Source organism: Paraburkholderia sp. EG304, from assembly GCF_046543485.1.
In the GTDB taxonomy this organism is placed as follows: Bacteria; Pseudomonadota; Gammaproteobacteria; order Burkholderiales; family Burkholderiaceae; genus Paraburkholderia; species Paraburkholderia youngii.
Window position 1 is genome coordinate 324,570 of sequence record NZ_JBKGUA010000003.1, and the last position, 13,033, is coordinate 337,602.

The following is a 13,033-nucleotide window of genomic DNA, read 5'->3' on the forward strand; positions in this document are numbered from 1 at the left end:
TCACAGCTCCTTGCGGATATCGACGACCCGCGTCAAACCCCACACGATCATCAGTACGACGGCGAGCAGAATGATCGCATTGGCTGCCGCGGCGGGAAATTGCAGGTAGCCGGTCTGCACCTGAATGACCTTGCCCACCGATGCAATCTGTTGCCCGCCCATCACGCCGACGGTCAGAAAATCGCCCATCACGATCGTGATCACGAAGATCGAGCCGATTACGATGCCCGTCTTCGACAACGGCAGGACCACGTCGCGTACCACCTGCCAGCTGCTCGCACCGGCATCGCGCGCGGCTTCGAGCAGCGACCGCTCGATGCGCATCATCGCGTTGAAGATCGGCACGATCATGAAGAACGTGTAGAGATGGACGAACGCGAGCACCACCGAGAAGTTAGAGTACAGCAGCCATTCGAGCGGCTGGTTGATAAGATGCGCGCCGAGTAGCACCTGATTGACGAGGCCATTGCGGCCGAGCAGCGGCATCCACGAAATCATCCGGATCACGTTGGAGGTCCAGAACGGAATCGTGCAGACGAGGAACAGCACCGTCTGCATGCTCGTCGTGCGCACGTGAAACGCGAGGAAGTAGGCGATCGAAAAGCCCAGCAGCAAGGTCATTGCCCACACGATCGCGCAGAACCTGAGCGTCGACCAGTACGTCTTGAAGGTCACGCAAACGTCCGTCATCGACGAACAGCCGTTGAAGATCGCGGTGTAGTTCTTCAGCGTGAACGCGGGAATGATCTGGTATTCGTTGAAGTCCCAGAAACTGACGATCAGCGTGATGACCAGCGGCACGATGAAAAACAGCAGGAAGGTCAGCGACAGCGGCGTCGCCTGCAACCATGCCGGTGCGCGGCGATGTTTGACGGGCGTGTCCTGCGCGTGCGAGGGAAGGTCGATGGTTGCCATGGGCGGGTATCTATCGAATGACTGCGCGGCGCATCGCTGCGCGAGAACGAGAAATGACTACGCTGCTCAAAGGAGCCGTGCTTGCCGGCGCGTCACACCCCGGCAAGCACATCGAGCCGCGGCGTCGATCAGGCCGCGATGAACTCGTTCCACTTCTGAACCATGTAGATGTTCTCGTCCATCACCGCGTTCCAGCACGCAATCGCACTCATGCGCTGGGTGTATGAACCGCCGTCCCGCACGGCGCCGGCCTTTTCGAGCAGTTGGCCGTCCGGCGCCTTGATGTCCTGCGCGGCCGCTTTGCCTTCGATCCAGTAGTCCCATTCGTACGGCTGCATGTGCGTCTTCGCGGTCTCGATCACGCCGGGGTAGTAGCCCTGGCGCATCAGGTAGGCGCCGGCCCAGCCGTCCTGGAACCAGTTGACGAATTCGTACGCGGCGTCGAGCTTCTTGCCTTGCAGCGAGCGCGGAAAGCCGAAGCCCGAGGCCCACGAGCGATAGCCTTCCTTGAGCGGCTGAAATTTACACGCGATGCCCATCGTGCGCACCTTCGTCACCGCCGGCGACCACATCGACTGGATCACCACTTCGCCCGACGCCATCAGGTTCACGCTTTCGTTGAAGTCCTTCCAGAACGCGCGGAATTGGCCAGCATGCTTGGCGTCGATCAGGATCTTGATGGTCTGGTCGATCTCGGCCTTGGTCATATTGCCTTTGTCGCCGTATTTCATGTGACCCATCGCCTCGATCGCCATCGCCGAATCCATGATGCCGATCGCGGGAATGTTCAGCAGCGCCGCCTTGCCTTTGAACTGCGGGTTGAGCAGTTCTGACCAACTGTCGATCGGGCGCTTGATCAGGTCGGGACGAATGCCGAGCGTGTCCGCGTTATAGGTGGTGGGGATCAGCGTCATCCATTCGGTCGGCGTCGCTGAGAACTCGGTCGAGCGCGGGCCGGTCAGGAACATCACCTTCTTTGGCGCGGTGCCCTGGTCGCCGATCTTCTTGCCGTTGACTTCACCGCGCGTCAACACGGGCGTGATCTTGTCGGCGAGCTTGATGCGTTTGGCGTCCATGCCCGCGAGCGTGCCGGCCGGAATCAGCTTCTTGAGCGCGAAGTATTCGGTGTCGACAATATCGAACGAGTTGGGTTGCGTGATGATGCGCTTGGCGACGTCGTCGGTGGTCACTGGCACGTATTGAATCTCGATGCCGGTGTCTTCCTTGAATTTCTTCGCGATGTCGGCACTCTGATTGACCGCGGTGCCGAGGTAGCGCAACGTGATCTTTTCCTGCGCATGCACGTACGGAAAGCCGGCAATGCCGGCCGCCGCCACCGCGCCCTTGATGAACGTGCGGCGCGACAGGCCTTTTTCCTTCACGTCGGCTGCGGCCACTGCCGGGCTCTCGTTCGTTTCACTCATTGCTTTCTCCTCAGTTGACGTTCAATTCGCGCTTATTCGACGTTCGGTTCACTGCATTGCGATCCGCTGCGATGCAAGCACTCAGGCTGCCAGCGGATGCGCGTCCCGCTCGTTCCACCAGATCACCACGCGCGCGTCGGGACCGAGCCGTGTCGCGTCGTAGTCGCCGTCGCTCACGAGCGAGATCAATTCGGGCGAGCCGTCGAGCGGGTCGAGCGTCATGCGCAGATGCGTGCCCTGGTATTCGGTTTCACGGACCCTGCAGGGTACGCCGCCAATGCGTGTCAGGCCGCTCTCGCCGCCGGCGTTCTGCACTGGCGTGACGCCGTGCGGCACCACGCGCACATGGTCGGCGCGCACGGTAAACAGGTGGCCATTCGTATTGAAGACGTTATGGCCGCCGAGGAAGCGGGCCACGAATTCGGTACGCGGACGGTTGAATACTTCGTGCGGTGTGCCGCTCTGCTCGATACGGCCATGGCTCATCACCACGACGAGATCGGCCAGCGCCATCGCTTCTTCCTGCGAGTGCGTGACATGCACGAAGGTAATGTCGAGATCCTTCTGCCAACGCTTGAGCTCGGCGCGCATCTGCACGCGCAGAAACGGGTCGAGCGCGGAGAGCGGTTCGTCGAGTAGCAGGCAGCCCGGTTGATTCAGTAACGCGCGCGCGAGTGCCACGCGTTGCTGCTGGCCGCCGGATAACTGGGCTGGTTTGCGCTCGGCATACGCGGACATCGCGACCAGTTCGAGCAGTTCGGCGGCGCGCTTGCGCCGCACGTCCTTCGCGACGCCGCGCACCTTCAGGCTGAATGCGACGTTGTCGAGCGCGCTCAGATGCGGGAACAGCGCGTAGTTCTGAAACACCATTGCGGTGCCGCGCGCGGCGGGTTCGGCGCGCGTGACGTTGCGGCCCGCGATCAGAATGTCACCTTCAGTGACGGATTCATGACCGGCGATCATGCGCAAGGTCGAGGTCTTGCCGCATCCGGACGGGCCGAGCAGGCAACAGTACTGGCCGCCGGCGATGCGCAGGTCGATCGCGTCGACGGCCAGCGAATCGCCATATTGCTTTGACACGTGGACCAGTTCGATATCGGCGGCTTTGGTTTCGAGCACCGTTGAAGCAGGCTGAATCATGAAGGATGTGTCCTCGTGAACGGCGAACAGTGGGGTGGGGCACGCGTCAAATCAATGCGCCGCCCATGCGAAGCCATGCAAACGCAAGACGTGTGCCATCCTTCGAATTGTGACGCTCGCGATTGCCGACGTACCGTTGTGCTTAACGTCTACGAGTTGGCTCACATATTGCAAACGATCCGCAGCGTCGATCGTTTGCGATCAGAAAGGATGGGATTGCGCGATCACGGTGCGTCTTCGATCCGTCTCGGGGCATGAACTGACCAATCGGGTTCATCCATTACGTGTCGTGGCGCTTTTCGACATCCACGATTTCTTGCTCATGAACGACACACGGAACATGCCCGTAGCAGAGAACCGCGCGCGTCAATCGCTTGCCACGCATGGCCGCTTTGCCTACCGCCCTATCACCGATAGTGACGCGTTCCGCTGGCCTGGCGACACCGGACTCGCGGTCTATCTTGGCTTTAACATCGAGCACTTTGCGTTCGGCGAAGGCCTCGGTGCGGCACTCGGTCCGCTCTCGCCGCAACCGGATGTGCTGAACCATAGCTGGCGCGAATACGGCAATCGCGTCGGCGCGTGGCGCTGCATTGAACTGTTCGATCAGCTCGCGCTGCCCGCGGGCACGCTGATCAATACCGCGCTCTACGACCACTGTCCTGAACTGATCGAGGCTTGCGTCGCGCGTGGCGATGAACTGATCGGCCACGGCCACACGAACGCGCACCGGCAGAGCGACCTCGACGAAAGCGGTGAACGCGAGCTGCTTTTGCATTGCTACGAACGGATCGCGGAAGAATCCGGTACGCCGCCGCAAGGCTGGCTGTCGCCGTGGATTTCGGAGTCGCATCTGACGCCCGATCTGCTGGCCGAGACCGGCTATCGCTACACGTTGAACTGGTGTCACGACGACCGCCCCGTACGAATGGCCACGCGTGGCGCGCCGCTGTGGTCGATTCCGTATCCGCAGGAACTCAACGATCTGCCGATGATGGTGGGCCGTCACATGGACGGCCGCGCGTTCGCCGACATGATCGTCGATCAGTTCGACGAGATGCTCGAACAGGCGAATCGCGGCGCGCAAGCGCAAGCGCTGGTGATGGGCATCGCGCTGCATCCGTATCTGGTCGGACAGCCATACCGGTTGCGGCATCTGCGCCGCGCGCTCGAACATATCGCCACGGCGCGCGCACGAGGCGATGTGTGGATCACCACTCCTGGCGAGATCGCGAGTCATATGGACGGTCTGGAGCGGGCCGGCATCGTGCGCCCGGCCGTCGCATGAGCGCGAAAGCCGGCGCGGCCACCGCGAAGAAAAACGCCGGTGACGACACGGATATCAACGCACGCATCTATCAGTCGATCTTCGACGGCGTGATGAATCATCGTTTGATTCCCGGCACGAAGTTACCGGAGCCCGAACTGTGCCAACTGTTCGGCGTGGGCCGCGCGGTCGTACGTCGTGTGCTGGAAAAGCTCGCCTATGACGGCATCGTCGTATTGCGGCCGAACAAGGGCGCGGTAATCGCCGAGCCCTCGCCCGAGGAAACGCGCGAGATATTCGAGGCGCGGCGCTCAGTCGAACGGATGCTGGTAGAGCTTGCCGTGCAGCGCGCGAGTGCGACGGACATCAAGGCGCTGCGGCAACAACTCGCGAGCGAGCATGACGCCATGCACCGCTACGACCAGCCTTCGTGGGCGACGCTCGCCAGCGGCTTTCATATGCGCATCGCCGCGCTGGCCGGCAATTCGATCCTGCAGAATTATCTGAAGGAACTGGTATCGCGCTGTTCGCTGATCGTCGGGGTGTACGAGCCGCCGGGCCATGCGCCGTGCGAGCACGCCGAGCATGCTGCGATTGTCGACTGCATCGAGGCGCGCGACTCGGCGGGCGCAATGGAGCATATGGAAGCGCATCTGCGCGATCTCGAAGAACGCATTGAAACCTCGCGAATGCGCGGCGAGAAAAGCCTCGGCCAATTGCTCGGCATCATTGAACACGCGACTACGAACCAGGCGGCCCGACATGGAAATTGATTTCGAAGCGATCACCGAATACCAGCGCTACAAGCTGATGGCGAGCCTGATCGTGCCGCGTCCGATCGCGCTCGTCACCACGCTCGGCGCCGACGGTACGATCAACGCCGCGCCGTTTTCGATGTTCAATATGCTCGGCGAAGAACCGCCGATCGTGATGATCAGCATTAACCGCGCGGCGGACGGCACGCTGAAGGACACGGCGGTCAACATCGTGCGGACCGGCGAGTTCGTCGTGCATCTCGCCGACGAGACGATCGCCGAAGAAATGCATCGCTGCGGGGAAAGGCTGCCGCCCAACGTTAGCGAACTTGTCGAGGTCGGCTTGACGCCGGTGCCGAGCTCGTGCGTTGCGCCGCCGCGCATTGCCGAAGCGCCGGTTGCGTTCGAGTGCACGATATGGGAGACGCTGGAGACCACCACCCGGCAGATCTTTATTGGCCGCGTACATCGGCTGCATGCGCGCGACGGGTTGATCGACACCGAAACGTGGCGCGTGCGTTTGCAGCACTACTTTCCGGTGGGCCGTTTCGGCGCGAGCGACTATGTGACGACGCGTGACCGCTTTACGTTGGGTTGACGTTGACGTTCACGCGTATGGACCACAAGCGTTAGCCCCTTCGGCGATCAACGCGCGTATAGACGCGCTTGTGTTAGCTGGCGAATCACTGCGTCTGGACCGTGTGCGTAGGCCGCCACGTAGGCGAACCTGAACGGCCCGCGTGAACCAGCACGCGGGCAAGAAGCCACGCGCCGATCCATCACACGGTGAGCGCCCGGCCATCGCTGCGCGGATCGTGCGCGCCTGACACCGCGCCGTGCGCATCGATGCGTATCACACCAGGGTGACCCGCCAGCGGACTCTGCGTCGGGATCGCGCTCACCTCGTGGCCGCGCGCGGCGAGCGCCGCGAACACGTCGGCGCCTGCGTCTTCTTCGAGCTTCAACGCATCGCGCGTGTCGGAGAACGTCTTGCCGAGCAGAAAACGCGGACGGGCGAGTGCGGTGAGCGGGTCCATCCCGTAGTCGATCAGCCGCGTGAGAATGGCGGCGAGCGTTTGCGGCTGACCGTCGGCGCCTTGTGTGCCGAACAGCAGGTACGGTCGGCCGTCTTTCAGGTACATGCCGGGGTTGAGCGTATGAAAAGGGCGCTTGCCCGGCTGCACCGCGTTGTGATGCGCGGGGTGCGTGCTGAACGACGCGCCGCGGTTGTGCCACAGAATGCCGGTATCGCCCGCGACTACGCCGCTGCCCCAGTCGAAGTAGACCGTTTGCAGCACGCTGACGCTGCGGCCCTGGCTATCCGTCGCGCCGATGAACACCGTGTCGCCCGGATGGAACACGTGTGGCCACTCGCGCGCTCGATGTGGGTCGATCGAACGAGCATGGGCGTCGAGCGTCGCGGGCGACAGCATCTGCTCGACGGGCACGGTGTTGAACTCGGGATCCGATACGAAGCGGTCACGGTCGACGAACGCGCACTTCACCGCTTCCACCAGCAGGTGATAGTAATCGGCAGTCCCTTCGCGAATCGCGCCGATGTCGAAGCGATCCAGCGTGCCCATGATTTGCAGCGTCGTCACGCCTTGCGTAGGCGGACGCAGGCTCACCAGTTCGCCGCCGCGATACGCGACCCGCAGCGGTGCTTCGTCGCGCGCGCGCGTTCTGGCGAGATCGCTCGAAGTGAGCGGCGAGCCGGCCTGCTGCAAACCGCGCGCGATGCGCTCCGCCAGTTCGCCTTCATAAAACTCGCGTGCGCCGAAACGGGCAATCCGCTCGATGCTCTTTGCCAACGCCGGTTGTGTGAAACGCTCGTCGACAGCGGGAATCCTGCCGTGCGGAGCGAAGGTTGCCGCAAAGCCCGGCAACGTATTCAGTTCGCCGACACGCAGGCTTTGCCAGAAATGCTGCGACGGCGTGACGGGAAAGCCGTCGCCGGCATAGTTGAGCGCGCGGTCGAACAGCGACGACCACGACTGTGTGCCGCCCCATGCGCCTTTGCTGATCTCGTATGCGTGCTGCCATGCATCGACGGTCGCCGCGGTGGTGAGCGCGGATGCCGCGCCGCGCAACGGGATCGCGCCGTCGAACGCGGGCAGTTGCGCCGGGGCCTGGCCGATGCCCGACAGCGTGCGCAAGGTTCCCTCGCGGTCGCCGATTACCCAGAACGCGTCGCCGCCGAGTCCTGTGAAATGCGGATACGTCACGCACAGCGCGGCACCGATCGCGATAGCCGCTTCGATCGCATTGCCGCCGGCGCGCAACACGTCGCGTCCGGCCTCGCTCGCCAACGCGTGGGGGCTGGTGACCATGCCGCCGGTCAGGCCGGCGAGTCGCGTGTCGCGCATCGATCGCTGCTCCGTTACAGGGAGACGAGCCGCGCGTGAGCTCGTCGGAGTACGGATTATATGTTCACGGAGCGCATCGAAAAAAATCGATGCCGATCTGCAACGCTCTCGATAGAGACAAGCACGCAGCACATGTCGTTTCGGTGCGAAGTGCTGCCGGATCGGGCACGCATAGGGACGCTCGGCTGCGAACAGCGACTCGATACCGTGGGTTAGTCATACGACGCCCACCTCATGAAAGACAGTGCGCGGTACTATCTTCGTCGGCCCGTCACGTATACGCCTGTCCCATGGAACTGAAGCAGATCCAGTACTTCATCGCGCTTTTCGAAGAAGGCACCGTCACGCGCGCCGCCAGGCGGCTCAACATCGCGCAACCGGCGCTCAGCATGCAGATCGCCAAGCTCGAAACGGAGATTCGGCAGAAGCTCTTCGAGCGGGGGCCGCACGGCATGGCGCCGACCGAAGCCGCACGGTTGATGTACCGCCTTTACACGCCGATCATGCGCGACATCGATCACGCACGCGAACACCTGAGCCGTCGCGATGTCATCGTGACGGGCCGCGTGTCGCTGGGAATGGTGTCGTCGGAGGCGCAGAGCGTATTGCCCGAATCGCTCGCCCGATTCGATGCGCTTTTCCCGCAAGTCGAAGTCTCCGTCGCCGATGGCTTCAGCGCGCAGCTGATCGACGCTGTCGAATCGGGCCGGCTCGATGCCGCCATCATCAACAAGCCGCGCGGACGGCTGACGCTCCACGTAGAACCGTTGCTGGTGGAGGAAATGGTGCTGGTGACGAGCGTGGAGCACGGCCCAAAGCTGCCCGACGAGATCGATCTCACGCAGCAGTCGGACATCGAATTCGTGTTGCCCACGCGCCGCAACGGCCTGCGCGGCGCGCTCGATGCCGCGCTGATGGCGGCTGACGTCGTCATCAAGCCGAAGTTCGAGATCGATCTGCTCAGCACCATCGTGCAGTTCGTCGAGCAGAGCGGTGTCGCGACCATCCTGCCGCGCGTCGTCGTGCAGGCGAAAGTGGAGGAAGGGCGCTTGCGCGCACGCACGATAGCGTCGCCGCCGATCGTGCGCCACATCATTCAGGTCACGCATCCGAAGCGGCCGATCGGACCGGCCGCCCAGGCGCTCATCACGATCATCACTGATGAGATAAAGCGCGTGACGACGGGCGTTGTGGGAAAACAGGCGCCTTAGCGGCCGCGTTCCAACGGTTCGCGCGCACGGCTCGGAACGTCGCTGCGCGTGCCGAACAGCGTGTCGCAAATCGGGAACGTGAGGTTGAAGTTCTGTGTCGCCATCACTTCCGGATCGTGGTGTGTGGCGTGCAGGCGCCGCACTGTGTTGACGAACGGAACGCGGTCGAGCAACGGGCTGTCGGTGACGTGTGAAAGCGTATGCAGGCCCTCATACATCAGAAAGTACGCCGCCATCGTGAGCAGCGCGATGTAACCTGCGTTGCGGGAGAATACGAACCCAATCAGGAGCGCGAACGGCACGGCCGCCAGCACGAACGCAACCGGCGCAAAAGGCGGAAACAGCAGCGCGCGCCAGTGACGGTGGCCCTTGTATTCAAGCGTCACATGCGTGAAGAACCGGTGATGGACGGCGCAATGGCGCTTGTAGATCATGCTGAAATACTTCGTCGGACGATGCAGCACGTAGCGGTGCGCCGCCCATTCCGCCCAGTTGCCGAACAGAAAGAGCGGAATGACCGCCAGCCATTCGGCAAGCGTCGGTGTATGAAGCTGCATCAGGCAATACACGATCACGCCGCCGGTGAAGAGCAATGTGAAGCCGAGGTGCATTTCGCCGCGATACCACCATGGCGTGGCATTGACATACTCGTCACGGAACTTGTAGGAACGCGCACGAACGTCTTCTTCATATTTCATCGATATCTCCGGCTATAGTGAAAGGCGTGCGCCGGTTGACGTCCGCCGTTACGTCCAATGACTCAGGGTCGACTGCGCGCGCAACCGCCTTCGAGCTTGCCGAGCGTCTCGGGCACCACGAACGCGCCCACGAGAAAGATCATGCTGATCGCACCGACGAAGATCGCGAGCGTCGACGGCAACTGGCCCGCGTCCTTCGCGACGAGGGAAACGAAGGTCGGCATCATTCCGCCGATCGCGAAGCCGATGTTCCACGACAGACCCGTGCCGGTCGCGCGGATCGCGGTCGGGAAGCGTTCGTTCAGGAAGATCAGCACGGGCGCATAGCCGGCGCTGCCGAGCGCGGAAAGCAGCACCGCGTAGACGCCGACCATCGTGATGCTTTGCGCCGTCGGCAGCAGCAGGAACAGCGCTGGCATCGCGATGAGCCGGATGATGCCGATCCAGATAAACGCGCCCTTGCGTCCGATGAACGTACTGACGTGCCCTGCCGCGACCGAAGCGATCACCACGGCTACGCTGCAGATCATCAGGATCGCGGCGGCGGCGCCGTTCGGCGCATGACTCACGACTTTCAGGAAGGTCGGCAGATAGCCTGACGTGAGGTAGTAGCCGCTGCCGCCGCCGATAGTCAGCAGCAGATTGACGAACAGCACGCCGCGATATTCCCGCGAAAACAGCGTGCGGATCGGCGAGCGCGCCTGATCGGCGTTGACGATCTTCTTCTGTTCAGCGGCTTTCGCAGCTTTTTCCGCGGCGAGCTTCTTCCAGAGCGGCGATTCTTCCAGACCGTTGAACACGAAGAGACCGAGCACCGAACTCAGGATGCCTGTGAAGAACATGCAACGCCAGCCCCAGGCGTCGAACGCATCGCCGGGAAAGACCGCGGACATCGCCAGATACGTGAGCGATGCGAGCAACGCGCCGAGCCCGGCCCCACCCCCACCGATGAGACCGGACACCGCGCCGCGATACTTCGGCGCGACGGATTCGGTGCCGATCGTATGCGTCGACGCAACCACGCCGCCGACGAACACGCCCTGCACGAGACGCAGCAGCAGAAACAGGACCGGAGCCACGAGCCCGACCTGGGCGACCGTCGGCAGCGCGCCGAAGGCCGCCGTCGAAAGCCCGACGCCGACGACCGCGACGATCATCGCACCCTTGCGGCCATGACGGTCGGCATAGGAGCCGAACAGCGCGGAACCGAGCGGGCGCATCAGCAGCGTCACCGCGAAGGACGCGTACACCGCCGCGAGCGAGAGCATCGCATGTTCGGACGGAAAGAACAGACGCCCGACAACCGGCGCCACATACAGCAATACGAACAGGTCGAACAGGTCGAGGGCCCAGCCGAAGCATGAAGCCATCACAGCGCCCATCACCTGGCGCTGATTGACCGAAAGCACGGTGGCCCCGTCTTGCGCTGCTACAGACATTTGCATCTCCTTTGTGTCACAGGCGCGCTTTGTTGGATGCGCGCTCTTGTCGAGGTTGAAAAACCGTCAGTGCGCGGAGGCGAACGGCGATGCCACGCTCGCCCGTCGCTGGGCGACCATCGCATCGGCGATCTTCTCGGCGATCATGATGGTCGGTATGTTCGTATTCGCCGATGGCAGTCGCGGCATCAGCGATGCATCCACGACGCGCAGCCCGCGCGTGCCTCGCACGCGGCCTTCGGTATCGGTGACCGCGTCGAGGTCCTGCGCGCCGCCCATGCGGCACGTGCCGCTCGCATGCCACACGCCGAACACGTTCGCGCGGATGAAATCGGCGAGCGCGCGCTCGTCGTGGATCAGCGAAGTCATCTGCAGGCCGCGCGTGAAGAAGCGTTCGATCAGCAGACGCCGCAGCGGCGCGGGCGTATCGAGCAGCACGCCGAGGATCGAAGTCAGAAGCGCATTGCCTTCGCCGACCTTGCTCAGCGCTTTCACGCGCGGTGAGAACGCGGCCGGGAAGAAGTCACGTGAATCGCGGCCAAGACCGGATGCGTCGACGACGCGCGCCAGCATCCGCACGCCGGCGGCGAGCCGCTGCAAATCGCGTTCGTCGTCGAGCAGATTCAGATCGACGCGCGGCGCAACGGCCGCATCGGGCGATGCCAGTTGCACGCGGCCTCGCGAATACGGCCGATTGCACCAGAGGAAAAAGAGGCCGAGCCGGTTGCCGAGCGCATGCCACGCGGCGCGCGTCGCGCTCGACAGATACAGGTCCGACTCGTCGCAGCCCGCGACGCCCGAACTCATGCGCGCGGCCATCATGCTCGCGCGGCGGCGCGCGAGCGGCATGCGAAAGCGCGGCTCGAGAAAATGACAGAAGGTGAGCGACGGATGATCCTGCAGATTGCGTCCGACGCCTGGCAGGTCGGCCACACACGGAATACCCATCGCCACGAGTTGGCGAGCATCGCCGATACCGGCGCGCATCAGCATCGCGGGCGACTGCAACGCGCCCGCGCTCAGCACCACCTCGCCCGCATCGAAACCCACGCGCTCGCCGTTCGAAGCGATCGCGACGACACCGCGGGCCGTCGCGCCTGCCATCACGATGCGTTCGACACGCAGATTCGAATAGATGCTGAGGTTCGGACGCTTGCGCGTGGCTTCGTCGAGATAGGCGATGGCCGTCGACACGCGCTTGTCGTCGATGTTCGAGAATGCGCCCGGAAAGAAGCCGTCGCCGAATTCGCCATTCTGGTCCTGAAGTTCCGGCAAGCCGTTCGCGCGCAAACCCTTCGCGAATGCATGGCAGAACGCCGGCCAGTCCTTGGGCATGATCCGGCGGATCGGCACCGGTCCGTCGCTGCCGTGCAATTCGCCGCCGGGAAAGTTCACGTCGCGTTCGAGCTTGCGAAAGTACGGCAGCACATCGCGCCACGACCAGCCTTCGGCGCCGTTCGCGGCCCATTCGTCGTAGTCGCGTGGCAGGCCTCGATTGGCCGACTGCACGTTGATGCTCGAGCCGCCGCCCATCACGCGGCCCTGCTCGTAGACGCGCGGCGCGGCGTGCTGCGTGGCCTTCGCTTTCAGATCGGGCCAGATGTACGCGTCGCCGCAGAAGACAGGCATCGGATAGCTGTCGAGAATCGCCGCGGGCACCGCGCCCGGCGGCGTATCGGCGCCCGCCTCGATCAGCGCGACGCGCACCGACGGCGCCGCCGACAGCCGATGCGCGAGCACGCATCCGGCCGAGCCGCCGCCTACGATCACGTAGTCGAAGCGATTCATCGCGTTGTCTCCTCTTGTCTCGTCCGCCGC

11 protein-coding genes are annotated in these 13,033 nt (G+C 63.4%); 4 read left to right on the forward strand and 7 right to left on the reverse strand.

Translation table 11 applies throughout. The features are described from left to right. The 3 genes from ACLFKU_RS05855 to ACLFKU_RS05865 all read right to left on the reverse strand — a co-directional run bounded on the left by ACLFKU_RS05855 (nucleotide 1) and on the right by ACLFKU_RS05865 (nucleotide 3,479). The gene (locus tag ACLFKU_RS05855) at nucleotides 1-915 is read right to left on the reverse strand and encodes an ABC transporter permease (RefSeq protein ID WP_410848471.1); all 915 of its coding nucleotides are present in this window, start codon (nucleotides 913-915) and stop codon (nucleotides 1-3) included. Nucleotides 916-1,043: 128 nt separating this feature from the next. Further along, the gene (locus ACLFKU_RS05860) at nucleotides 1,044-2,339 is read right to left on the reverse strand and encodes an ABC transporter substrate-binding protein (RefSeq protein WP_410848472.1); all 1,296 of its coding nucleotides are present in this window, start codon (nucleotides 2,337-2,339) and stop codon (nucleotides 1,044-1,046) included. Between the two features lie 81 nt (nucleotides 2,340-2,420). After that, nucleotides 2,421-3,479 carry an ABC transporter ATP-binding protein gene (locus tag ACLFKU_RS05865; RefSeq protein ID WP_410848473.1) on the reverse strand — a complete coding sequence of 353 codons (1,059 nt, stop codon included), beginning with the start codon at nucleotides 3,477-3,479 and terminating at the stop codon, nucleotides 2,421-2,423. Between the two features lie 322 nt (nucleotides 3,480-3,801). Here ACLFKU_RS05865 and ACLFKU_RS05870 point away from each other — a divergent pair, with 322 nt between their 5' ends. From ACLFKU_RS05870 to ACLFKU_RS05880, 3 genes are read left to right on the forward strand one after another with little or no spacing between them, the layout of a single operon-like run. Then, nucleotides 3,802-4,767, forward strand: a complete 966-nt coding sequence (locus tag ACLFKU_RS05870; protein WP_410848474.1) for a polysaccharide deacetylase family protein — start codon at nucleotides 3,802-3,804, stop codon at nucleotides 4,765-4,767. Beyond that, nucleotides 4,764-5,519, forward strand: coding sequence for a GntR family transcriptional regulator (locus ACLFKU_RS05875; protein WP_410848475.1), 756 nt, complete (start codon nucleotides 4,764-4,766; stop codon nucleotides 5,517-5,519). Before ACLFKU_RS05870 ends, ACLFKU_RS05875 begins: the two co-directional genes overlap by 4 nt. Then, nucleotides 5,509-6,099 carry a flavin reductase family protein gene (locus tag ACLFKU_RS05880; RefSeq protein WP_368581582.1) on the forward strand — a complete coding sequence of 197 codons (591 nt, stop codon included), beginning with the start codon at nucleotides 5,509-5,511 and terminating at the stop codon, nucleotides 6,097-6,099. The genes ACLFKU_RS05875 and ACLFKU_RS05880 overlap by 11 nt, the downstream gene beginning before the upstream one ends. Nucleotides 6,100-6,280: 181 nt before the next feature. Here ACLFKU_RS05880 and ACLFKU_RS05885 read toward each other — a convergent pair whose 3' ends face one another. Next, on the reverse strand, nucleotides 6,281-7,867 hold the full coding sequence (locus ACLFKU_RS05885) for a gamma-glutamyltransferase family protein (protein ID WP_410848476.1): 1,587 nt from the start codon (nucleotides 7,865-7,867) through the stop codon (nucleotides 6,281-6,283). A 290-nt stretch (nucleotides 7,868-8,157) separates the two neighbouring features. Between ACLFKU_RS05885 and ACLFKU_RS05890 the strand changes: the two genes are divergently transcribed. Further along, nucleotides 8,158-9,078, forward strand: a complete 921-nt coding sequence (locus ACLFKU_RS05890; protein WP_368581584.1) for a LysR family transcriptional regulator — start codon at nucleotides 8,158-8,160, stop codon at nucleotides 9,076-9,078. On the opposite strand, the gene ACLFKU_RS05895 is transcribed toward ACLFKU_RS05890, so the two are convergent. The 3 genes from ACLFKU_RS05895 to ACLFKU_RS05905 all read right to left on the reverse strand — a co-directional run bounded on the left by ACLFKU_RS05895 (nucleotide 9,075) and on the right by ACLFKU_RS05905 (nucleotide 13,003). Further along, nucleotides 9,075-9,776: a sterol desaturase family protein gene (locus ACLFKU_RS05895; protein ID WP_410848477.1), complete on the reverse strand. Its 702-nt coding sequence runs from the start codon at nucleotides 9,774-9,776 to the stop codon at nucleotides 9,075-9,077. The two genes, ACLFKU_RS05890 and ACLFKU_RS05895, sit on opposite strands and share 4 nt — an antisense overlap. Nucleotides 9,777-9,838: 62 nt before the next feature. After that, complete coding sequence (locus ACLFKU_RS05900) at nucleotides 9,839-11,215, reverse strand: MFS transporter (RefSeq protein ID WP_410848478.1); 1,377 nt, start codon at nucleotides 11,213-11,215, stop codon at nucleotides 9,839-9,841. Between the two features lie 66 nt (nucleotides 11,216-11,281). Then, on the reverse strand, nucleotides 11,282-13,003 hold the full coding sequence (locus ACLFKU_RS05905; RefSeq protein WP_410848479.1) for a GMC family oxidoreductase: 1,722 nt from the start codon (nucleotides 13,001-13,003) through the stop codon (nucleotides 11,282-11,284). Nucleotides 13,004-13,033 lie beyond the last annotated feature (30 nt).